The organism is Salmonella sp. A7 (assembly GCF_020181675.1).
GTDB lineage: Bacteria > Pseudomonadota > Gammaproteobacteria > Enterobacterales > Enterobacteriaceae > Salmonella > Salmonella enterica.
Window position 1 is genome coordinate 1,321,360 of record NZ_CP084001.1, and the last position, 23,346, is coordinate 1,344,705.

19 protein-coding genes and 2 pseudogenes are annotated in these 23,346 nt (G+C 51.6%); 8 read left to right on the plus strand and 13 right to left on the minus strand.

The genetic code is table 11. The features are described from left to right. Nucleotides 1–139 precede the first annotated feature (139 nt). Both guaB and guaA read left to right on the plus strand, forming a co-directional pair. On the plus strand, nt 140–1,606 hold the full coding sequence (gene guaB, locus LCS67_RS06270; protein WP_000944174.1) for an IMP dehydrogenase: 1,467 nt from the start codon (nt 140–142) through the stop codon (nt 1,604–1,606). A 69-nt stretch (nt 1,607–1,675) separates the two neighbouring features. Next, entirely contained in the window at nt 1,676–3,253 is a 1,578-nt protein-coding gene (gene guaA / locus LCS67_RS06275) for a glutamine-hydrolyzing GMP synthase (RefSeq protein WP_000138296.1), read from the plus strand. A 315-nt stretch (nt 3,254–3,568) separates the two neighbouring features. On the opposite strand, the gene LCS67_RS06280 is transcribed toward guaA, so the two are convergent. The 4 genes and pseudogenes from LCS67_RS06280 to LCS67_RS06295 all read right to left on the minus strand — a co-directional run bounded on the left by LCS67_RS06280 (nt 3,569) and on the right by LCS67_RS06295 (nt 7,791). After that, nucleotides 3,569–3,973, minus strand: coding sequence for a DUF2251 domain-containing protein (locus LCS67_RS06280; protein WP_000154266.1), 405 nt, complete (start codon nt 3,971–3,973; stop codon nt 3,569–3,571). A gap of 175 nt (nt 3,974–4,148) precedes the next feature. Then, nucleotides 4,149–4,727 (minus strand): annotated as a pseudogene (locus tag LCS67_RS06285) (tyrosine-type recombinase/integrase). A 107-nt stretch (nt 4,728–4,834) separates the two neighbouring features. Beyond that, entirely contained in the window at nt 4,835–6,298 is a 1,464-nt protein-coding gene (locus LCS67_RS06290; protein WP_000782340.1) for a DUF1254 domain-containing protein, read from the minus strand. A gap of 14 nt (nt 6,299–6,312) precedes the next feature. Next, on the minus strand, nt 6,313–7,791 hold the full coding sequence (locus LCS67_RS06295; RefSeq protein WP_000865511.1) for a DUF1254 domain-containing protein: 1,479 nt from the start codon (nt 7,789–7,791) through the stop codon (nt 6,313–6,315). Nucleotides 7,792–8,158: 367 nt separating this feature from the next. Here LCS67_RS06295 and LCS67_RS06300 point away from each other — a divergent pair. Further along, nucleotides 8,159–8,494: pseudogene (locus LCS67_RS06300) on the plus strand (ATPase); the annotation flags it as partial. Between the two features lie 67 nt (nt 8,495–8,561). Here LCS67_RS06300 and LCS67_RS06305 read toward each other — a convergent pair. The 3 genes from LCS67_RS06305 to LCS67_RS06315 form a co-directional block, all read right to left on the minus strand. Beyond that, nucleotides 8,562–9,101, minus strand: a complete 540-nt coding sequence (locus tag LCS67_RS06305) for a DUF5384 family protein (protein WP_000755795.1) — start codon at nt 9,099–9,101, stop codon at nt 8,562–8,564. 15 nt (nt 9,102–9,116) lie between these two features. After that, nucleotides 9,117–9,632, minus strand: coding sequence for a glycine zipper 2TM domain-containing protein (locus tag LCS67_RS06310; RefSeq protein ID WP_001009636.1), 516 nt, complete (start codon nt 9,630–9,632; stop codon nt 9,117–9,119). A gap of 228 nt (nt 9,633–9,860) precedes the next feature. Then, the gene (locus LCS67_RS06315) at nt 9,861–10,052 is read right to left on the minus strand and encodes a YfgG family protein (RefSeq protein WP_000075924.1); all 192 of its coding nucleotides are present in this window, start codon (nt 10,050–10,052) and stop codon (nt 9,861–9,863) included. Nucleotides 10,053–10,230: 178 nt separating this feature from the next. On the opposite strand from LCS67_RS06315, the gene LCS67_RS06320 reads away from it, so the two are divergent. Next, nucleotides 10,231–10,368, plus strand: a complete 138-nt coding sequence (locus tag LCS67_RS06320; RefSeq protein WP_001581698.1) for a hypothetical protein — start codon at nt 10,231–10,233, stop codon at nt 10,366–10,368. Between the two features lie 96 nt (nt 10,369–10,464). Next, nucleotides 10,465–12,678 carry a sensor domain-containing phosphodiesterase gene (locus tag LCS67_RS06325; protein WP_000773662.1) on the plus strand — a complete coding sequence of 738 codons (2,214 nt, stop codon included), beginning with the start codon at nt 10,465–10,467 and terminating at the stop codon, nt 12,676–12,678. Between the two features lie 35 nt (nt 12,679–12,713). Here the strand turns inward: LCS67_RS06325 and ppx are convergent, their stop codons facing one another. The 4 genes from ppx to purM form a co-directional block, all read right to left on the minus strand. After that, nucleotides 12,714–14,255 carry an exopolyphosphatase gene (gene ppx, locus LCS67_RS06330; RefSeq protein ID WP_001123324.1) on the minus strand — a complete coding sequence of 514 codons (1,542 nt, stop codon included), beginning with the start codon at nt 14,253–14,255 and terminating at the stop codon, nt 12,714–12,716. A gap of 4 nt (nt 14,256–14,259) precedes the next feature. Continuing rightward, a complete protein-coding gene (gene ppk1, locus LCS67_RS06335; protein ID WP_000529555.1) occupies nt 14,260–16,326 on the minus strand; it encodes a polyphosphate kinase 1 in 2,067 nt (688 codons plus the stop codon). Between the two features lie 188 nt (nt 16,327–16,514). Next, the gene (gene purN, locus LCS67_RS06340) at nt 16,515–17,153 is read right to left on the minus strand and encodes a phosphoribosylglycinamide formyltransferase (protein ID WP_001028588.1); all 639 of its coding nucleotides are present in this window, start codon (nt 17,151–17,153) and stop codon (nt 16,515–16,517) included. Continuing rightward, nucleotides 17,153–18,190 (minus strand): phosphoribosylformylglycinamidine cyclo-ligase, encoded by a 1,038-nt coding sequence (gene purM / locus LCS67_RS06345; protein ID WP_000130477.1) that lies wholly within the window; start codon nt 18,188–18,190, stop codon nt 17,153–17,155. Before purM ends, purN begins: the two co-directional genes overlap by 1 nt. A gap of 413 nt (nt 18,191–18,603) precedes the next feature. On the opposite strand from purM, the gene upp reads away from it, so the two are divergent. The 3 genes from upp to LCS67_RS06360 all read left to right on the plus strand — a co-directional run bounded on the left by upp (nt 18,604) and on the right by LCS67_RS06360 (nt 21,403). Further along, the gene (upp, locus tag LCS67_RS06350) at nt 18,604–19,230 is read left to right on the plus strand and encodes a uracil phosphoribosyltransferase (RefSeq protein ID WP_000706208.1); all 627 of its coding nucleotides are present in this window, start codon (nt 18,604–18,606) and stop codon (nt 19,228–19,230) included. A gap of 87 nt (nt 19,231–19,317) precedes the next feature. Next, complete coding sequence (gene uraA, locus LCS67_RS06355; protein WP_000198346.1) at nt 19,318–20,607, plus strand: uracil permease; 1,290 nt, start codon at nt 19,318–19,320, stop codon at nt 20,605–20,607. A gap of 94 nt (nt 20,608–20,701) precedes the next feature. After that, nucleotides 20,702–21,403, plus strand: coding sequence for a DnaA inactivator Hda (locus LCS67_RS06360; protein WP_061835882.1), 702 nt, complete (start codon nt 20,702–20,704; stop codon nt 21,401–21,403). A 26-nt stretch (nt 21,404–21,429) separates the two neighbouring features. On the opposite strand, the gene arsC is transcribed toward LCS67_RS06360, so the two are convergent. Both arsC and bepA read right to left on the minus strand, forming a co-directional pair. After that, a complete protein-coding gene (gene arsC / locus LCS67_RS06365; protein ID WP_000132650.1) occupies nt 21,430–21,789 on the minus strand; it encodes an arsenate reductase (glutaredoxin) in 360 nt (119 codons plus the stop codon). Between the two features lie 39 nt (nt 21,790–21,828). Beyond that, nucleotides 21,829–23,292: a beta-barrel assembly-enhancing protease gene (bepA, locus tag LCS67_RS06370; RefSeq protein WP_000489631.1), complete on the minus strand. Its 1,464-nt coding sequence runs from the start codon at nt 23,290–23,292 to the stop codon at nt 21,829–21,831. Nucleotides 23,293–23,346 lie beyond the last annotated feature (54 nt).

Sequence of the window (23,346 nt, forward strand, 5' to 3'; positions counted from 1 at the left end):
ATCAGCAGGTTATTCAATCGATAGTAACCTGCTCACGGGGGATCGCAAGCACTATTTGCAAAAAAATGTAGATGCAACCGATTACGTTCTGTATAATGCCGCGGCAATATTTATTAACCTCCCAGGTGAGATATTGCCCATGCTACGTATCGCTAAAGAAGCCCTGACGTTTGACGACGTCCTCCTTGTTCCCGCTCACTCCACCGTTTTGCCGAATACTGCCGATCTCAGCACGCAGTTGACGAAAACTATTCGTCTGAATATTCCTATGCTTTCTGCGGCGATGGACACCGTGACGGAAGCGCGCCTGGCAATTGCCCTGGCTCAGGAAGGCGGCATTGGTTTTATCCACAAAAACATGTCCATCGAGCGCCAGGCGGAAGAAGTTCGCCGCGTGAAGAAACACGAGTCCGGCGTAGTGACCGACCCGCAGACCGTCCTGCCAACCACCACGTTGCATGAAGTGAAAGCTCTGACCGAGCGTAATGGCTTCGCGGGCTATCCGGTGGTGACTGAAGATAACGAGCTGGTGGGTATCATCACCGGTCGTGACGTGCGTTTTGTGACTGACCTGAACCAGCCGGTGAGTGTCTACATGACACCGAAAGAGCGTCTGGTGACCGTTCGTGAAGGCGAAGCCCGTGAAGTCGTGCTGGCAAAAATGCACGAAAAACGCGTAGAAAAAGCGCTGGTCGTTGATGATAACTTCCATCTGCTTGGCATGATTACCGTAAAAGATTTCCAGAAAGCGGAACGTAAACCAAACTCCTGTAAAGATGAGCAGGGCCGTTTACGTGTCGGCGCGGCGGTCGGCGCAGGCGCGGGCAACGAAGAGCGCGTTGACGCGCTGGTGGCGGCAGGCGTTGACGTACTGCTGATCGACTCCTCTCACGGTCACTCTGAAGGCGTGTTGCAACGTATCCGTGAAACTCGTGCTAAATATCCTGACCTGCAAATCATCGGCGGCAACGTCGCCACTGGCGCAGGCGCTCGCGCACTGGCGGAAGCCGGTTGCAGCGCGGTGAAAGTGGGTATCGGCCCTGGCTCTATCTGTACGACTCGTATCGTGACTGGCGTGGGCGTTCCGCAGATCACCGCTGTTTCCGACGCGGTAGAAGCGCTGGAAGGCACCGGAATTCCGGTTATCGCTGACGGCGGTATCCGTTTCTCCGGCGACATCGCCAAAGCCATCGCCGCAGGCGCGAGCGCGGTGATGGTGGGTTCTATGCTGGCCGGTACCGAAGAATCCCCGGGCGAAATCGAACTCTACCAGGGCCGTTCGTACAAATCTTACCGCGGCATGGGCTCGCTGGGCGCGATGTCCAAAGGTTCCTCCGACCGTTACTTCCAGAGCGACAACGCCGCCGACAAACTGGTGCCGGAAGGTATCGAAGGCCGCGTAGCCTATAAAGGTCGCCTGAAAGAGATCATTCACCAGCAGATGGGCGGCCTGCGCTCCTGTATGGGGCTGACCGGTTGTGCTACCATCGACGAACTGCGTACTAAAGCGGAGTTTGTGCGTATCAGCGGTGCGGGTATCCAGGAAAGCCACGTTCACGACGTGACCATCACCAAAGAGTCCCCGAACTACCGTCTGGGCTCCTGATTTTCTTCGCCCGACCTTCGCGTCGGGCGATTTATTTAATCTGTTTCACTTGCCTCGGAATAAGCGTCAATGACGGAAAACATTCATAAGCATCGCATCCTCATTCTGGACTTCGGTTCTCAGTACACTCAACTGGTTGCACGCCGCGTGCGTGAGCTGGGTGTTTACTGCGAACTGTGGGCGTGGGATGTGACAGAAGCGCAAATTCGTGACTTCAACCCAAGCGGCATTATTCTTTCCGGCGGCCCGGAAAGCACCACCGAAGAAAACAGCCCGCGCGCGCCGCAGTATGTCTTTGAAGCAGGTGTGCCGGTATTTGGCGTCTGCTACGGGATGCAGACTATGGCGATGCAGCTTGGTGGTCATGTAGAAGGTTCTAATGAGCGTGAATTTGGTTACGCGCAGGTCGAAGTATTGACCGACAGCGCGCTGGTTCGCGGTATTGAAGATTCCCTGACCGCCGACGGCAAACCGCTGCTGGACGTGTGGATGAGCCACGGCGATAAAGTGACGGCGATTCCGTCCGACTTCGTGACCGTCGCCAGCACCGAAAGCTGCCCGTTCGCCATTATGGCCAACGAAGAAAAACGCTTCTACGGCGTACAGTTCCACCCGGAAGTGACCCATACCCGCCAGGGTATGCGTATGCTGGAGCGTTTTGTACGCGATATCTGCCAGTGTGAAGCCCTGTGGACGCCGGCGAAGATCATCGACGACGCTGTAGCCCGCATCCGCGAGCAGGTGGGCGACGACAAAGTAATCCTCGGTCTCTCCGGCGGCGTGGATTCCTCCGTCACCGCAATGCTGCTGCACCGCGCGATCGGTAAAAATCTGACCTGTGTATTCGTCGATAACGGCCTGCTGCGCCTCAACGAAGCCGAGCAGGTGATGGACATGTTTGGCGACCATTTTGGCCTGAATATCGTTCACGTACCGGCAGAAGAGCGTTTCCTGTCCGCGTTGGCTGGTGAGAACGATCCGGAAGCCAAGCGTAAGATCATCGGTCGCGTTTTTGTGGAAGTGTTCGATGAAGAAGCGCTGAAACTGGAAGACGTGAAATGGCTGGCGCAGGGCACCATCTACCCTGACGTTATCGAATCTGCGGCGTCTGCAACCGGTAAAGCGCACGTCATCAAATCTCACCACAATGTCGGCGGCCTGCCGAAAGAGATGAAGATGGGGCTGGTTGAACCGCTGAAAGAGCTGTTCAAAGACGAAGTGCGTAAGATTGGTCTGGAGCTGGGCCTGCCGTATGACATGCTGTATCGCCATCCGTTCCCGGGGCCGGGCCTCGGCGTACGCGTACTGGGCGAAGTGAAGAAAGAGTACTGCGACCTGCTGCGCCGTGCTGACGCCATCTTCATTGAAGAACTGCGTAAGGCGGATCTGTACGACAAAGTTAGTCAGGCGTTCACCGTCTTCCTGCCGGTCCGTTCCGTAGGCGTCATGGGCGATGGTCGTAAGTACGATTGGGTGGTCTCTCTGCGTGCCGTCGAAACCATCGACTTTATGACCGCGCACTGGGCACATCTGCCGTATGACTTCCTGGGTCGTGTTTCCAACCGCATTATCAATGAAGTCAACGGGATTTCCCGTGTGGTGTATGACATTAGCGGTAAACCACCGGCTACCATTGAGTGGGAATAAGCCGATAACCCTTCCTGTGTTTTCATGAACAGGTAAAAGAAAATTTAACCCTCTGTTTTTGCAGAGGGTTTTTATTTATGTGCATAGATGAGTTTTCTGTGTAGCGCACAGCTCCTGACGGTAAAGCACTACATCGACACAATAGCGGGTTTCACTGGCAGCACACAATCAAATCTGACAGTCGGCTTCGAGCGAAATATAGTCATTCGGAGTACATAGTTTACCTCCTGAGAGCCCATGAAACTGTCCGCTCCTTTCAGAGTGACATTATCAATATGGGTAGAAAATAACGGCAGGCGTTAAGCCCACCATAACTCACCGGAAAAAGTCATCTACCGAATCGCTCCACTCATGGCCGGACACAGACCATACCTTGTTTATTGGAGGAGGAAATCCGCTTCTGCAGTACCCATTTTTCCCCACGAAATCGAATGCTCCATGCGGATATCCGTTGATAAGGAGCACGCACTTCTGACTGTCTTCTGACCAGCCGATTTTAACGTCAGAAGGAATGTGACCGTCTGAAATATCCTCGACATTGTAGATATGCACTGCATCCTGAATCGGGTTTCCTTCAACGGATTCATCGAGCGCGTAGAAATACCCGGTCTGGCCGTCATCTTCAAATACGGCGGCCAGCATCCCCTCAGGAGCCTGGCTTTTTATTATCTGCGCTTCTCCAGTAATGAGCTGAGCCTGCACCGTCACTAAAATCGTCATACCGATTACTCTCCTTTCCCTGGTTGTTTGGTTAGGCTGCTTTCTAACTGACAAACAATCTATCATAATATCCCTGTGATGAACTAATTCGCTGATCTTCAACCACTTTGTTGACACATAATTGCTTTAGAAAGGTCGGCTTCTGCACAGAGCTGCTGTTGCAGCCCTGACGACCCTATACTTCAATTGATTCAGGGATTTCGAACGCATCATCGGCTTCAATGCCCAAATATCGGACAGCGCTTTCCCGTTTCTTATGGCCCACAGTAGTTGGATCACCCAGAGACTCTTGGTTTTCTCGTAGATCAGGTGAGGTTTTGTTCTTCTCATGGAATGTGTGCCGTAAAGCGAAGCTTCGAGACCAGGCTTTTCTACCCATCCATGAAAAATTCGGTTGTATTGCCGGGTTGATATGTGCTGATTAGTTCCGACTCGAGACCGAAACAAGAAGTCTTTGCTATGAAAATTGCCAGGCATCTATCAAAGCAGCAACAGCTTCTCTTGTCCCTTTGGTTATTTCAAATTGCACAGGGCTACCGGTTTTTGAAACAGAGCCACCATATGCAACATCAGATACTTTGAGTTTGACCAGATCACAGCCTGGTAGTTTACTGTCCAGGGCCATATTGAACAGAGCTAAATCACGCGTTTTACCTTCCTGTTCAAGCCGGATTCGGATCCCCCAGATATGAGATATCTGAAGTGACCTTTTTTGGCCGATGATACGGTCTTTGTTCCACGGTGACGTGTTCATACTCAACTCTCCTGCAATGTGGGAGATTTAAGTATGGTTGTTCCTTATGTGCGCTAAACGGAAGGAGGAAAAAAGCCCCCAGTCATAAACAGAGGGCTACAGGCGGCTTATTTAACCGTTTCAATTTTTGGCGGCTGCCAGGTACCATCCAGAATTGGTTGCTCCCCCCAATATGCTCGGATATAGAGTGACAGGTTGCCGTCAGGTGCCGGCAGCCAGTTATTCACTTTATCCTCAGAAGGGCGCTTTTTGCTCACGTAGAGGGTCAGTGAACCGTCTTCGTTATACTTCAGGTTTTTATTTTTCGTCCCCAGCGAATAACGGTTCAGTTCATTTGGGCTGAACAGATGCTTGCTGTTGTAGAGCGTAAGTGACCAGAAGCCCTTCACCGGCGGAAGCCCGCCTTTCGGGAAGGTTACCGTGTAGTCATGCTCACCTGAAAGCTGCTTACCTGTGGCATCATTGTCGGTGTAGAAATACTGCGTTTCGTCCGGCTTGTTGTCGAACATATTGGATTTGGACGTACCGGTACGGTTGTAGTAATCCACACCAAACTCGGCGTTATTTTTTGAACGGTTCCAGCCGTTGCCTGCAGGCACACCGTTGTTCTTCCATTTAAAGAAATCCGCGATGACGGTTTTGTCCGTCTCGACAGCGGCGGCATCCATCCATTTACGGATTTCCGGGTTTTTCTTGCCAGCGTCTACCAGATGGCGGAACTGCGCATACAGGGCCTCTTCACCCGGAAGTGGCGGTACTTTTTCCAGCACGTTAGCGAACTGGTCAAAGAATTTTTCCGGAACGACCCAAGGCGTTTCTCCGGCGCTGGCATCCGGTTTATCACCGATCGCCGGGATTTTGGAGTACTCATAGGATTTCATCTTGCCATCAAATTGACTCAACGGATAAGTCATCACTTCTTTGATGGGCGCTTGAATCGCCCTGCGATCTTCCGGCGTATCATCCATCTGAATACGGGGAATGACGTTCGCCATTTCTGTCGAAGACTGAATTACGCCGTTAAAGCCTTTTGGCGTTTCACCTTTCCAGTTGGGACCCACGAGCAAATAGAAACCTGGCTTCGTTCCATAGGGTTTACCCACATTACCAATCTGATCGGTACGGGCATCATAGATGGCATAAACCCAGAATCGGTCGCCAAAATCCGGCACCTGGATAACGACAGGCTCTTTATCCAGCTCAAAGAAGCCAAGTCCGTAGGCTACGTCCTGGTTCGGGCAGGTAACGAAGGTCTCTTCCGGTTTGATGTAGTCGGTGAGCATGCTGAGTTGACCCATCGGCGCAACCGGAACCATCCCACCGTTAAGCGCCGGGTATGGCGCTTTGGTGATGGTTTCACGGCGGTTGAACTGGTTCACCATCGGCCAGCCCCAGAGGTAGGCCTGCTGTGCAATGGCCTTCACATAGCTCTCCGGCATCGTGACGTCCGGTGACGGTTGCTTCAGCTCATCAAACTTGGTCGGATGCGGGATCGTCAGTGGCGCGCTCTGGGCAAAGGCTCCGGCGCTGAGCGTCAGAGCAGTCAACATCGCCAGGTGTTTCATTTTCATCTTATGTCTCACTGTTATTTATTGGTCTGAACCAGATCGTCCGGCACCCAGGTCTGGTCATAGAAACCGTCTTCGGTACCATAAAGTCGTAATGCCACGAGGAAATTACGGCCAGAAACGGTTTTAATAAACGCGCTGTCGGCGACGCCTTCTGGTTTATTCGGCCCAAACCAGAGGTCGATAGAACCATCTTTGTTCTTGGGTATGTTGTAATAGCCATTGGTCGACGGCAGTAACTGGTCAGTTTCCGGCATGGTACCGTCGGTAATGTTATAAGCGGTGACCGCCCAGAACAGCGCCGCTGGCGGGTTTGGCGGCAGATGGAGTTTGTAGGTATTGCCACCATCTAGGAATTTGCCGGTATTATCCTTGACCGCATATGGATACTTAGACCCCGCCCCCGTGGTGTGCATCACCATTGCCGCGGCGCTGGAATAGGCAATCTGGAAAAATGCTGCGCGCTGATTGGCATCAAGCGTGCCGTACTGCATCCACTCCGCTGTTGCTCCCGCCCATGAGTTTTCCCACTGGCGGTCCTTGTAATACAATTGGCGTTGATCGTCCCGGCCCACCTGGCGACGCGCAAGGATCATGCGTGGCGCGGTCTCGACGGCTTTTTTCAGCATCTCTTGCTGCTTCGCCGTTGGGTTGAACGGTTTGCCTTTCACCATCCCAATGCTCAGTAACGCGCTGCGTGTTTCTTCTGGGATTGCCGTCAACGGCTCATAGTCCACGAAGGTTTTCAGTTTCTGCCAGTAGCTGGCGTCGGTCGGGTACATCATATTGACACGCTTACCGCTGGCGTCCGGGAACTGCATCGGTTTGACTTCTTTTTCAACATCCCACAGCGGATAGACGCGCGTTGTTTCCGCGCTTTTCACCGCCGGAACCGGATCAGGCTTCCCGTCACCTTTGCCCATAATGGTTCTGAAGAACAGGAACACATTGTAGGTCGAGGATTTAAACGCGTAGTACCCCTGAGGCACCGGCCCGTCGTAGTCCGGGGGCAATAACAGGTACAGCCCGCCACGAGCACGATCCGGACCAATAGCGCCCACATCGGTAATGGTTTTCTGGAAGAAGTCGGTAAACATGCCAATCACGTTCGGTGGCGCTTTGATGACCAGCGGACCGGTTTCTTTCAGATCCAGGTAGCTCATTGAATAGATAACGTCACCGTTCGGCGTTGGCACCACGGCGCGGCTGTCCATCCGCTCTTTCCAGATAGGCAGGACATTATAGCCTTTGCCAAATGCCGCCTCTGAACCATCGCGCAGGCCAATAGTGTTCAACAGCGGCAACGTCTGAATATAGGCCTGGATCGCGTCCTGATAGTAAAGTTCATCGCTGAGCGACTGTGCTTCTTCCTGAGGAAGCCAGTTGCCATTATTGAGTTGTTTCATTAGCGGCGATTGTGGGGCGTCGACTGCAGTTGCGGGCTGAGACACCATAAGTGCCAGCAAAACCGCGCTGGTGATGACTTTAACTTTCATAAACCTTTCCTGAGTGAGTAGGACGAATAATCAGAGGTAAAAATGGCTTCCAGAGTAGTAATTGTGGGGGTGATCTGACATCAAAAAGGGAACCCATTTAAGAATAGTCAAATCTGCAAAAATGTAATCTTTATAATTGGTTATTTATAAGTTACTGAAATTATTGCGTATGCATCATTTGGTTATATCATGCGTTTTTTCGGCGCGGCGTTGGATGGCGTCAATACGGGCTTTGAGCAATGACGGTTTCGTAGATTGCAAGATATTGCAGATGTGAACTACTGGTCTATGCTCAGAAAATACAAGATCTGCCGCTCGGCTGGTTGCTTGAATAATAATGATAATTTCACATTACTCGGTGGTGGGTATGAATAAGCTTGTGCTCGCAATTATCTCGACGATGTTATCGATTATCTCGTTTTATTCTCTTGCCGCAGAACCCCGTCAGGAACCCACCGACGCAGAGCGAGCCCGTACGGTTTATATCTTCCATCAACCGATTGTGATGCTGCAGGAGAAATTTGGCCTCACTACGCCGGAAGAACGGGTGTTACGTATTCGAAATACCTTACGCAACTTCACAAAGGCGGATGTGAATGAGCCGCTAAAAATCGTTCCTGTGACCCGCTATAACCAGCAGGGACGGCTTATCGTGATGAATGGCAAACCGGTCCTGCTGCTGGCACAGACCTGCCTGTCAGATTAGGTTTAGGTCTGTGCCATAGTTGTGTCAGGTCAAATCTGAGCTAATACACAAATGATTAGCGAAATCAGTTAAACCAGCCGCTTGCCTTTTTCTCACGGGCTTTACCTTCGCTTTGCAGCAGATCGCGACCGCCTTCAGATAGATTTCTATTTGCATCAGCATGAGATTGAATAACATCTGTCTGGGCAGCTTTACTTTTCAGCTCTTGATCGATGAATTCATTTTCTCTTTTTACCCGGGCCTCTTCCCTGGCCAGCGCCAGTTTTTGTTTCTGAATTTCTAAACGACGAAGCTCATCTTCGTAGCTTTGATCGCGCGCTTTATCTTGCGCGGCTTCCGCTGCCAATTTTGCTTGCCGTGCTTTCCGTTCAGCTTCTGCCGCTTTTGCTCGCTGCTTAGCAACCGCGGCCGCATTGGCTTGCCTTTGTCTTTCCTGTTGAGCCTCTTGATCTCGTTTGGCTTGCAGAGCATCACGTTGTCTGTTTTCTTCATTTTTTCCTTGCTGTTCAGCCTGGGCTACCGCCGCAAGCTGATCCTGCAAAGAAGAAGATAAAACCGAGCCGCTTAGGGTGAATAAAACAGTGGCTAAAATAACTTTCTTCATAAAATCTCCTGATAGTTAGCTTTTCTCAGGACATTTCGTATTGGGTTGAATTCGCGTTTCGTTATCTTTGGTCGATATCACCATCGCCAGACCGGTGGTAAATTGGCACGTTTTTCCAACCTGGGTGGAGGTATAAACCTTCGTTCCTTCTTTGTAAGTCAAAGATACAGCTTCAACTAACGTTTTATCTTTAACTAATGAACCCGCCGCTGCGCCAACGGCTCCGCCGCCAACCGCGCCGGCAGTAGTACCCAAACCGCTACCTGAACCCACGTTATGACCAGTAACGCCGCCCGCTACAGCCCCAAGAATTGCGCCGAAGGTCTGAGCGGTTTTTTTATTGGCGGTGTTATCTACGGCAACTTTCGCTGGCAAAACAGAGATAATATTGACGGTCTTTGTTTCTTGCTTCGCGTTTAACTGCCCGGTTTGGTAAACATCTGCGGCATAGTCATCCGCATTGGACTGGCATCCGGCAAGAGAAAAAGAGGCAAACAAAACCAGAGGCAAAGCATTTTTTTTAAAATTCATCACAATTCCTTGTTTAGGTAATAACGCAAAAAGGAATGTATTTAAGACTAATCTTAAAAAAAGTAAACTATCGTTTCTTGTAGTTGATTGTTTTTTTAGACTAAAAAACAAAGCATTAGATAGTACGATGCTTTGTTTTTATCGGTTCATGCTAAGCCAGGGAAGGGAAAACAGAGTTCTGGATAACACAGTAAGCCTGTGACGATAATATCGCCAACGGATAACAGCTTAACGTTGTCCCGGCGTGGTGACAGAAAGCGATGACTGTTGCGCTTCTTTTTTATCCTGATGGTGCTGCCAGGCGCCGATAGAAGAGTAGACGAAACGTCCAAAGAAGAAGAGAAAACTGATAAGCAGTACGATACGGGTCATGCGAGTGTTAAATCGATGTCGTTTTCGCATACTGTTGGCCTGACTCACAAAGGGTTCCTTAACGTTGGCCCAGCGATATGGGCGGGATCAGGCCGGGTTCTTCAAGGGTATTATCAAGGCGAAGAACGTAACAAGCCTGCGTTCACTCTACATTAAGGCATACTGCGAACCGATGGTCAATTCCTCTTAATGTAAAATTGCGTCAGTTGATTTATCTTATATTGTTATGGAAGATAATTTTAGTATTTACATTAATAATAAATTAATGATAACAAAGAATAAAAAGACGAATAAAGGCTGCAGGAGAAAGGTAATAATTGACTTAAATCAAATGTTACTTTTGTTTAATAATTACAATCGATGACTATCGTGTGATGTATATCGCATCATCAATTTAAAGTCAGGTGGGATGCCTGTCTGTTAACGCCCCTTTGGGATTGGGGGGTTCTGCTGAGCATCTATGAAACTAAATAAAACTTATATAAATATCAGAGATAAATGGTGGGGACTACCGCTCATTCTCCCTTCGATTTTACTACCTGTTTTAAGTAGCGCAAATACTTATGCGCCTACCAGCACTGGAAATGTGGTTCTTTTTTACCTGCCGTTAGCTTTTATGCTTAGTCTGATGCTCTTTTTCGGCTGGGCAGCACTGCCGGGTATTGTGCTTGCTATCTTCTGGCGCAGATACCCGCAGACAGGGCTGTATGAAACCCTTTCTGTGACGATGCACTTTATCATTACTATCGTGCTAAGTTGGGGCGGCTATCGTGTCTTTTCCCCCCGGCGAAATAATGTTTCCCACGGCGACGCCCACCTGTTGTTTCAACGAATGTTCTGGCAGGTATTTTGTTCAGCAACATTATTTCTGGTCATCTACCAGTTTGCCGCTTTTGTTGGCATGTACGAAAGTAAAGCCAGCCTGATGGGGGTAATGCCCTTTAATATCAACACGCTGATTAATTACCAGGCGTTACTGGTCGGTAACCTTATCGGCGTGCCATTGTGCTATTTTATTATTCGTACTCTCCGCAATCCGCTGCACCTGCGGGGGTATTATCAGCAATTAAAGCTACAGATTGATAGCAAGGCCACTAAAAAAGAGATCGTTATTTGGCTGGCCGTATTGACTACACTAATGTTTATACTGTGTATGCCATTGACTGATAATAGTTCAATATTTAGTACCAACTATACGCTTTCGTTATTATTGCCGGTCATGCTGTGGGGCGCGATGCGCTATGGCTATAAGTTTATTTCAATTATCTGGGCCGTCGTGCTAATTACGTCAATTCATTATTATCAGCGTTATATGCCCTGGTATTCAGGTTATGATACGCAATTAGCGATTACCTCTTCGAGCTATCTGGTTTTTTCTTTTATTGTTAATTATATGTCTGTGCTGGCCACGCGCCAGCGCGTAGTGAGTAGTCGCGCACGGCGGCTGGCCTATCTTGACCCGGTTGTACATCTTCCCAATTTACGTGCGTTAAACCGCACGCTCCAAAATGCGCCCTGGTCTACGATCTGTTTTTTACACGTGCCGGGTCTGGAGCTATTGGGTAAAAATTATGGCGTCATGCTACGCATCCAGTATAAGCAAAAGCTCTCTCACTGGATTACGCCGATGTTGGCCTCAAATGAGTGCGTCTACCAGATGTCAGGGCACGACCTGGTGCTGCGTCTTAATACAGAGTCGCATCAGCAGCGTATTGAAGCGCTGGATAAACATATTAAGCAGTTTCGGTTTATCTGGGACGGACTGCCGCTACAGCCGCCTGTCGGCGTGAGCTACTGCTGCGTGCGTTCTCCGGTTAGCCACCTTTATCTGCTGTTGGGCGAATTAAGCACCAGTTCCGATCTTTCGTTGACGACTAACGCGCCGGAGGATTTACAGCGGCGTGGCGCAATGCACCTGCAGCGCGATTTGAAGGGCAGAATTGCAATGATGAATCGGCTGCAACAGGCGTTGGAGCACGATCATTTTTTCCTGATGGCGCAGCCTATTTTTGGTGTTCGTGGGGACGTTTACCATGAAATTTTACTGCGACTCAGGGATGACAACGGCGACGTTATCAACCCGGACAATTTTTTACCCGTGGCGCATGAGTTTGGTTTGTCTTCCGCTATCGATCTTTGGGTGATTGAAAACACGCTGCGGTTTATGGCGGCCAGCCGGGAATATATGCCCGCGCATCGTTTTGCCATTAATCTGTCGCCAACATCGGTATGTCGCGCCCGTTTTCCTGCAGAAGTTAAGCAACTGCTTAAACAATATCAGGTTGAACCCTGGCAACTGGTTTTTGAGGTAACGGAAAGCAACTCTCTCACCAATGCTGAGCAGGCGCAATTGACGCTGGGACAGCTACAGCAGTTTGGCTGTCAGATAGCGATTGATGATTTCGGTACAGGCTACGCCAGCTATGCGCGGCTGAAAAACGTTAACGCCGATATTCTTAAAATTGACGGCAGTTTTATTCGCAATATAGTGTCAAACAGTCTCGATTATCAGATCGTGGCTTCTATTTGTCATTTAGCGCGAATGAAAAAAATGCAGGTCGTCGCGGAGTATGTCGAGAGCGAAGAAATACGAAGCGTCGTGCTGTCGTTGGGGATCGACTATCTTCAGGGATATTTAATTGGCGAGCCGCAGCTATTATCTGAGATTCAGTAAAGGCAGACGCCGCGGCGCGGCGTCTGATCCACAATTTACGCGGCGATCTCCGGCGAGCTTTCTTCCTCAATATTGAGACGCCAGCCAGTTACCGCTTCCCAGTACTGCTGTTCTTTTTCCAGATCAAGCAGTACCAGCGCATTCTGGCTGAACCAGTCATGCGGAAAACATAACGTCCAGTGGCTGTCATCGGTCGTTAGCCGCAGCGTCGGCGGCGTGGTGGTCGCCTGTCGCTGGTTGTTCAGTAATACGCCCAGCCGAAGTAGCTGAATTAACGGCAGATACTGTTTTTTCTTAAACAGCGTAAAGCGGGGCATATCATCCAGTTTTATGGCTTTACGATGATAACGCACCAGCGTCGCCATCATCATTTGCTGCTCCTGATTAAAGCCGGGCAAATCGCTGTGTTGCAGAATATAAGCCGAATGGCGATGTAAACCGCTGTGATTAATATTCAGTCCAACCTCATGCAGCATTGCCGCCCAACGGAGCAACGCTTCAAGCTGCGGATGCGCCAGTTTTGGCTGCTGGGCCTGCCACTGCTCGTACATCTGCATGGTGGTTTCCAGCACGCGTCTGGCCTGTTCTCTGTCAATGTTGTATTGATTGGCCAGACTTTTTGCGGTACGGCTGCGAACATCCTGATGGCGGAAGCGGCCTTCCATTTCATACAGCACGCCTTCGCGCAACGCGCCGTCGGAAAGGCGAAGCTCGCGGATAGCCAGAGCATCAAAAACGCCGCACAGAATCGCCAGGCCCGGCACAAAGACCGCTTTTCGTTCTTCAGACAGACCCGGCAGGCTGAGCGCATTAAAGGAGCGGTGCTTCAACACTTCTGACTTCAGTTTATCGAGGCGCTCCGGCGTAATGAAGCCATCTTTCTCACCCAGCGCCAGGAGAACTTCATGAGCGGCCTTAATCGTACCGGAAGCGCCCATCGCCACGTTCCAACCCTGAATACGATACTGCCAGGTTAAGGTTTCCAGTTTTTGCGCCGCCGCCATTCGGGCGCGCTGGAAGTTTTCTTTATTGATAACGCCGCCGGGAAAGTAGAGCTGCGCGAAGCTCACGCAGCCCATACGACGGCTTTCAACCAGCTTGGGTTCGAAGTTTTCGCCAATGACCAGCTCTGTTGACCCGCCGCCGATATCGATCACCAGCTTGCGGCCTTTTTCCGGCTGCGTATGTTCTACGCCCATAAAAATCAGGCGCGCTTCTTCGTTACCGGAAATAATCTCTATCGGGTAGGGAATAACCTTTTCCGCGCGTTTGAGAAAATCAGCGGCATTTTGCGCCTGACGTAACGTATGGGTGCCTACGATACAGACGCTGGAAGGGGAGAAACCTTGTAAGCGTTCAGCAAACAGCGACAGACAGCTAAGCCCCCGTTCCATGGCTTCTTCGCTGAGTTTGTTATCTGCGCCCAGCCCGTCCGCCAGATGGACGCGCTGTTTTAAGCGCCCGATAATCTGCATTGCGCCGTCAACCACGCGGGCAATGACCATATGAAAGCTGTTTGAGCCGAGATCGACCGCAGCGAACTCCTGCGGGCGAGGGGATTTATCGTAAATTGGCATAGCGTTAGTCTGGTTGCTCGAGTGATTTGATGTAGTCATAAATTGCCAGCTGCGCCTGAACTTTACGGCGATTGCCGCGCGGCACGTAGCGGTTGCTGAGTTCTTTATCGATAAAACGCGCTTTTACCGTGTCGCTAAACAGAATGTCAATGATATCCAGGACGCGTTGTTTAAGCCGCGGGTCGAGGATAGGCGTAGCGACTTCGATACGGTAGTCAATATTACGCGTCATCCAGTCAGCTGAAGAGAGCCAAACTTGCTTATCACCGCCGTTTTCGAAAATATAAACCCGATCGTGTTCCAGATAGCGATCCACGATGCTAATCGCGCGAATATTATCGCTAATGCCTTCCAGCTGCGGAATAAGAGAACACATACCGCGCACCAGCAGATTGACCTGGACGCCCGAACCCGACGCGGCGTAGAGCCTGTCGACCAACCCTTTATCGACCAGGTTGTTAAGCTTTAACGTAATCCCTGACGGTAAGCCTTGCTGGGCATTGGCGATTTCACGATCGATCATCTCATACAGCAGACGCCGTGAGTTTTGTGGAGAAACCATCAAATAATCGAAAGTGACCGGGCGATAGGGGTTTTCAATAAAATTAAAGACCCGACGCACTTCATTGGTAATGCGCGCATCGGCGGTCAGCAGCGAATAATCGGTATACAGCCGCGCTGTTTTTTCGTTGAAGTTACCGGTGCCGATATGCGCATAACGCACCACGTCATCGCCCTCTTTTCGTGAGATGAGGAAGAGTTTGGCGTGAATTTTCAGCCCGGGCGCAGAGAAAATAACATGGACGCCCGCTTCGGTTAACCGCTTGGCCCAGTGAATATTCGCCTCTTCATCGAAGCGCGCCTGCAACTCCACCACCACGGTGACTTTTTTGCCGTTATGGGCGGCATGGATCATCGAGTCAATAATGCGCGAGTCTTTCGCTACGCGATAAATATTGATTTTGATCGCCAGCACGCTTGGGTCAAACGACGCCTGGCGTAGCAGTTCCAGTACATGCTCGAAGGTATGGTACGGATAATAGAGCAGCACATCACGTTCACGAATCGCGTCAAAACCGTTACGAAACTTCTCTTTATCAAACCAAAGATGGCGTAACCGCGGTAACGGTTTATTGACCAGGTTGGCTTTACCGACATTCGGAAAATTAATAAAGTCTTTAAAATTGTGGTAGCGCCCGCCGGGTACGATTGAGTCATACCGGGAGATCGTCAGTTTTTCCCGCAGCACGTCGACCAGCGCGGCGGGCATATCGCGTTGATAGACAAAGCGCACAGGTTCAGCGGTCAGGCGCTGCTTCAGGCTGGAAGACATCAGCTCCATCAGACTGGATTCCATCTCATGCACCAGGTCATATTCGGCATCGCGGGTCATTTTCATCGAATAGGCATTAAGCGCGTCATAGTCGAAGAACCCTTTAAAAATGTCATCCAGGCAGTAGCGCAGAATATTATCCAGAAGGATCATCGGCTTGCGTCTGCGCGGTGTCTCCGGCGGCAGATTAACGAAGCGTGGGACTTTGTCGGACGGTATCTCCAGCAGCGCATAGTTGATGGTATCGCCGCGGATAATCTCCACCGCCAGATAGGTGTAATCATCTTTTAAAAACTGAACAAGATCCGTCTCCCGGTTAATGAGAATCGGGGTAATATGCTGGCGCAAATAGTGCTTAAAATAGTGGCGCAACCAGCTTTGTTGGTTCACCGAGAGCTGACGCTCGTTGATCAGAAAGATTTGATTACGCGCCATTTCCAGCAGTAATTCGTTGTACAGGCCGTCGAACTCCTGGTCTGCTTTCAACACGCGGGACTGAATTTTGCCTAACAAATGGCGTGAATGAGAATTTGAACCCTGTTCTTCGCTGATAATAATGCGTCGTTTCAATTCAGCGAAACGCACTTTGTAGAACTCGTCGAGGTTATTAGAATAGATTCCCAGGAACCGCATCCGCTCAATCAACGGGTTGGATTTATCCGCTGCTTCCTGTAACACGCGTTCGTTAAATGCTAACCAGCTCAGTTCTTTCTCGATATATAGCTTTTCCTGACCCATTACTACCTATACTCCGTTTTATTCACGGGACACTGCCTGATGATTATGGCGAGCATTACGCGTTAATGTCCAACTGCGCCAGAAAAATATGACAATAAACTGATAGCATAAAGGAAGGGAAAAGAGTAGGCCGGATAGGCATTTATGCCACCATCCGGCAAGCAGACGCAGTCCTGTCCGATGACGTATTATTCGTCAGACGCATAACCTTGCGGCGGCAGACGACGCCCGTCCAGCCAGGCGGCGTTATCGCGCATCTTTAGACGCCCCTGCGCAAACCAGCCAATCACCAGCGGATAAATCGCATGTTCCTGAGTCTGTACGCGTGCGGTGATATCATCTTCGCTGTCGTCGGCAAAAACCGGCACCTTCGCCTGGAGAATGACCGGGCCGCCGTCGAGTTCGTCTGTCACGAAATGCACCGAGGTACCGTGCTCCTCATCGCCGTTTTCCAGCGCCTGGCGATGGGTATGCAACCCCGGATATTTTGGCAGCAGGGAAGGGTGAATGTTCAGCAGACGCCCGTAGTAATGCGCGACAAACATCGGACTCAGAATACGCATAAAACCGGCCAGCACGACCACATCGGGCGCATACGCGTCTATCTTGCGAATCAACTCGCGATCGAAGGCGTCGCGGCTGTCAAACCGATCGGCAGTCAGCGCTTGCGCCGGAATGCCGGCTTCTCTGGCGCGTTCAAGGCCGAACGCGTCGGCCTTATTGCTGAATACTGCCCTGAGGGTGCCTTTAATTTTCTTCGCTTCGCAGGCATCGATAATCGCCTGTAAATTGCTTCCATTGCCGGAAATCAGCACCACAATATTCATTATTCAATAACCACACGCTGTTCGGAATCAGAGGCTTTGATGATACCGATTTTCCATGCGTTTTCACCTTTCTCGTTTAGCAGAGCAAGCGCTTTGTCCGCTTCCGGAGCGGAGAGCGCAATCACCATGCCGACGCCGCAGTTAAAGGTACGGTACATTTCATGTCGGCTGACATTACCGGCGGTTTGCAGCCAGGTAAAGATGGCGGGCCACTGCCAGGACGACTCATTAATTACCGCCTGGGTATTCTCCGGCAGAACGCGCGGAATATTTTCCCAAAAGCCGCCGCCGGTGAGGTGGGCGATAGCGTGCACATCGACGTTTTCAATCAGTTCCAGAACCGATTTTACGTAGATACGGGTCGGTTCAAGCAGATGATCGGCCAGCGGCTTCCCTTCCAGCAGAGTGGTTTGTGGGTCGCAGCCGCTAACGTCAATAATTTTCCGCACCAGCGAATATCCATTCGAGTGCGGGCCGCTGGAGCCGAGCGCAATCAGCACGTCGCCTTCGGCAACCCGGGAGCCGTCGATGATTTCTGATTTTTCGACTACGCCGACGCAGAAACCCGCCACATCGTAATCTTCGCCGTGATACATGCCCGGCATTTCCGCCGTCTCGCCGCCAACCAGCGCGCAGCCGGATTGCAGGCAGCCTTCGGCAATACCGTTGATCACGCTGGCGGCGGTATCGACATCCAGTTTACCCGTGGCATAGTAATCGAGGAAAAACAGCGGTTCCGCGCCCTGAACGACCAGATCGTTTACGCACATCGCCACCAGATCAATACCGATAGCGTCGTGACGCTTTAAGTCCATCGCCAGGCGAAGTTTGGTGCCTACGCCGTCAGTGCCGGAAACCAGTACCGGTTCACGATATTTTTGCGGCAACGCGCACAGCGCACCGAAACCGCCCAGACCGCCCATAACCTCCGGGCGGCGAGTTTTCTTCACTACGCCTTTGATTCGATCAACCAGAGCGTTACCCGCATCAATATCGACGCCGGCATCTTTATAGCTAAGAGAGGTCTTATCGGTCACTGCCTGGTTCCCCACGTTTTTTCTTGCGGTAAAAGTTAAATTCGGCGCAATTCTAACAGGGAAAGCAAACGTTTGCGAGCGTGGTCTGCGCCCTGGATATCCGGGCGATTTTTTTGGCATGGTTTCGGTCGCTGCTTGAAAATTTCTCTGTTGGTAAAAAAGAAAAGGATATCCAGCACTTGGTTTACGACGGGTGGTCTGGACAGGCCATTCATCCTTAAAATTGCTAAGATTCAAACGGTTGTTAGCCTTTATCGCCTGTTTCAACGTGAGTGATTTATACTCACTTTTCCGCTATCAGCGCTTTTGGTTGATCCAGGTCAAGCATACATTGTGTTGCGTCAGAGAGGAAAAGCGGTATAATCCGGCGATTTTTTTTGTGGTTGCCAGTCATCTGAGGATAGGAGAAGAGTATGAAGATCGTGGAAGTCAAACACCCACTCGTCAAACACAAGCTGGGTCTGATGCGTGAAAACGACATTAGCACTAAACGCTTTCGTGAACTCGCCTCAGAAGTAGGCAGCCTGCTGACGTATGAAGCGACAGCCGACCTGGAAACGGAAAAAGTCACCATCGAAGGCTGGAATGGCCCGGTGGAAATCGACCAGATCAAAGGTAAAAAAATTACCGTTGTGCCGATTCTGCGCGCGGGTCTGGGCATGATGGAAGGCGTTCTGGAAAATGTACCGAGCGCGCGTATCAGCGTAGTCGGGATGTACCGTAACGAAGAGACGCTTGAGCCAGTACCTTATTTCCAGAAACTGGTATCGAACATTGATGAGCGCATGGCGCTGATCGTCGACCCGATGCTGGCGACCGGCGGTTCTGTCATCGCGACCATCGACCTGCTGAAAAAAGCAGGCTGTAGCAGCATTAAGGTGCTGGTGCTGGTCGCCGCGCCGGAAGGCATTGCGGCGCTGGAAAAAGCGCACCCGGACGTTGAACTGTACACCGCCTCTATCGATCAGGGGCTTAACGAGCACGGATACATTATTCCGGGGCTTGGCGATGCCGGCGATAAGATTTTTGGTACCAAGTAAGTGAATAAATAATTAAAAGCCGACTTTAAGAGTCGGCTTTTTTTTGAATAAAACAACTCATAACAAACACACTTAGAGGAAAACACTATGACGCGCCGTGCTATCGGGGTGAGTGAAAGACCGCCGCTTTTACAGACAATCCCGCTTAGTTTACAGCACCTTTTCGCCATGTTTGGCGCGACCGTGCTGGTGCCAGTTCTGTTTCATATCAACCCCGCGACGGTGCTGTTGTTTAACGGTATCGGAACGCTGCTGTATCTCTTTATCTGCAAAGGTAAAATTCCGGCCTACCTCGGATCGAGCTTTGCCTTTATTTCCCCGGTACTACTGCTGTTGCCGCTGGGTTATGAAGTGGCGCTGGGCGGTTTTATTATGTGCGGCGTGTTGTTCTGTCTGGTTTCTTTCATCGTTAAAAAAGCGGGCACCGGCTGGCTGGATGTGATGTTCCCGCCTGCGGCAATGGGCGCAATCGTTGCCGTTATCGGTCTGGAGCTGGCTGGCGTCGCGGCGGGGATGGCCGGATTGCTGCCTGCGCAAGGGCAGTCGCCGGACACGAAAACAATTATCATCTCCATGGTCACGCTGGCGGTGACGGTGTTCGGCTCCGTACTGTTTCGCGGTTTCCTGGCGATCATTCCGATTTTGATCGGCGTGCTGGCGGGCTATGCGCTGTCATTCGCGTTGGGGGTGGTCGATACCACGCCGATTGCCCAGGCGCACTGGTTTGCGCTACCGACTTTCTATACGCCGCGTTTTGAATGGTTCGCGATCCTGACGATTCTGCCCGCGGCGTTGGTCGTGATCGCCGAGCATGTCGGTCATCTGGTGGTGACGGCGAATATCGTCAAAAAAGATCTGGTGCGCGATCCCGGTTTGCACCGCTCGATGTTCGCTAACGGACTGTCGACGATCGTCTCCGGTTTCTTCGGCTCCACGCCGAATACCACCTATGGGGAAAATATTGGCGTCATGGCGATCACCCGCGTTTACAGTACCTGGGTTATCGGCGGCGCGGCGATTTTCGCCATTCTGCTTTCCTGCGTCGGCAAACTGGCGGCGGCGATTCAGATTATCCCGTTACCCGTGATGGGCGGCGTCTCGCTGCTGTTGTACGGCGTCATCGGCGCGTCGGGGATTCGCGTATTGATCGAATCAAAAGTCGACTACAACAAAGCGCAAAACTTGATCCTCACCTCGGTGATTTTGATCATCGGCGTGAGCGGCGCGAAAGTGCATATCGGCGCGGCAGAATTGAAAGGGATGGCGCTGGCGACCATCGTCGGGATTGGCCTGAGCCTGATTTTTAAACTGATTAGCCTGTTGCGTCCGGAAGAAGTGGTACTGGAGGCAAATGATGCGGAGTCTCCGCATCAGTAACGGGTTGCCGGGCAGCGATGCTGCCCGGTTCTATCTCAAGGGAATTATGTGGTAAACTCAGCGCGATTTTATGTCATCCTGGGTTGAGGTATCTCTGAACACACCGGCACAGCTCTCTTTGCCACTTTATCTTCCTGACGACGAAACTTTCGCAAGTTTCTGGCCGGGGGATAACGCCTCTCTACTGGCCGCGTTACAAAACGTGTTGCGCCAGGAACATAGTGGATATATCTACCTTTGGGCGCGTGAAGGCGCGGGCCGCAGCCATTTGCTGCACGCCGCCTGCGCTGAACTGTCGCAGCGTGGAGATGCGGTAGGCTACGTCCCGCTCGATAAACGCACCTGGTTCGTGCCGGAAGTGCTCGACGGTATGGAACACCTCTCGCTGGTGTGTATTGATAACATTGAGTGTGTTGCTGGCGATGAACTGTGGGAGATGGCGATCTTTGATCTCTATAACCGCATTCTGGAGTCCGGTAAGACGCGGTTATTGATCACCGGCGATCGTCCGCCAAGACAGTTAAATCTGGGCTTGCCCGATCTCGCTTCCCGTCTGGACTGGGGGCAAATCTATAAACTCCAGCCTCTTTCCGATGAAGACAAACTTCAGGCGCTACAGTTGCGCGCCCGGTTACGGGGGTTTGAACTGCCGGAAGATGTCGGGCGGTTTTTACTCAAACGTCTTGATCGCGAAATGCGCACGCTGTTTATGACGCTGGATCAGCTCGATCATGCGTCGATCACTGCCCAGCGAAAACTGACGATCCCGTTTGTCAAAGAGATCCTGAAACTGTAATACGCCGCGACGGCGGCGTTCAACGGTTAACCGAGGATGTCCAGCACCTGCTCAGGCGGTCGGCCAATGCGCGCCTGACCATTTGCCACCACAATGGGGCGCTCCATCAGTTTAGGGTGTTCAACCAGCGCCTGGATTAACGCCTCTTCACTCAGCTGGCTATCCGCCAGGTGAAGCGTCTTATAGAGATCTTCTTTCTGGCGCATCAGTTCGCGCGCGCTGGACATGCCCAACATACGCAGCAGTTCCCGCACGGTGGCGGCATCGGCGGGCGTATCCAGATAAAGCACCACTTCCGGTTCCACGCCGTTAGATTTCAGCAGGTTCAGCGTGTCGCGGCTCTTCGAGCAGCGCGGGTTATGGTAGATTTTAATCGTGTCGGTCATGAGTTCTCCTTGTGACGCCATCCGGCTAATAAACGGCGATTACATTTTCGTGTATGGCTTGAAGCGTTCCTGTAACTGGCGCAGCTGGTCGATACGCGCATCGTAACGCGCCTGTTGCTGGCTACCCAGTTTTGCCTGGGCGCTGGCGCTACTGAGCAGTGAAATTGCCTGATCCAGTCGTCCCGCCAGCGCATAACTTTCAGCGCGCGCCGCCAGCTCCTGATCGCGGTTGTTCAGCGCGGCTTCGGCCTGAGCAAGCAGATCCCAGCCGTTACCGTCATCTTTATGGCTAAAGGTGTAGCGATTCAGAATGGTTTCCGCCGCTTTCGGCTGGCCTCCCTGGAGGTACGCATTGGCGAGGTTTAACTGCAGCACAGGATTAACGCGCAGATCGCGGGCATTTTTCAGGCGATTAATCGCGTCGTTGGCTCTTTTCTGCCCCAGGTCAATATCGGTGGCGAGGTCAAGATACCAGGCATTGTTCGGTTCCGCGCTTAACAGCGGCTGCAACGTTTTGCGCGCTTCATCGTATTTGCTCGCTTCCATCGCCTGCAACGCCCGGCCATATTGCGCCGCATGTTGCTGACGCACGTTGCCTTTAGACCACTGATCCAGCAGGTCGCTGGTAAGCTGGTTACGTCCGGAATTGTACATTCCCAGGGCGCGCGCTTTGGCGAGATAGAAGTCAGCGGAAGATTGCACCACGACCGGGCGCATCTGGTTGGCACGGTTGCGGGCATCCGCAAGGCGGCTTTCCGGTAAGGGGTGAGTGAGCAAAATTTCAGGCGGACGCGTGGAGTAACGCGCCTGGTCGAGCAGTTTTTCGAGGAAAGAGGGCATCGCCTGTGGGTCAAATCCGGCGCGTTGCAGTACCTGAATACCAATACGGTCGGCTTCTTGCTCATTTTGCTGGGTGAAACTTATCATTCCCTGGCGCGTTCCCGCCAGAGTACCGGTTAGCGCCGCCATACCGGCCTGTGGGCTGGCCATGGCCAGCAAAATGGAACCCAGCGCGCCCACCCAGGTAAGCGGCGCGCTGCGCTTTTGATCTTCCATCGCGCGCGCCAGATGGCGCTGCGTCACGTGGGAGATTTCATGCGCCATGACTGAAGCTAGCTGGCTTTCGTTATCCGCGTAGCGAAAAAGTGCCGAGTGCAGCACCACATTGCCGCCAAAGAACGCGAACGCGTTGATTTCGTCATTATTGATCAAGAAAAAATGGAAGGGCGTTTTGACGGAGTCGGCGTGCGAGACCAGACGCATACCCAGCGCGTTAATGTATTGCACCAGCAGCGGATCGTTGATTAACGGCGCGCTGCCGCGTAGCTGGCGCACATAAAAGTCGCCCATTTGCATCTCTTGTCCGATAGAAAGCGTGCTTCCTGCCGAGGTTCCCATATCGGGCAGCGTGTCGGCAGGGTCGGCAAATGCGGGCGCGACCTGACCGAGAGCCAATGCTGCAATGAGGGTTGCCACCAGGTTTTTTTTCAACTGCCTGAACATAACCTCTATCCTGTTGTTTTGAGATAGCCCTTTGACCAACGTCGTGAAATATCG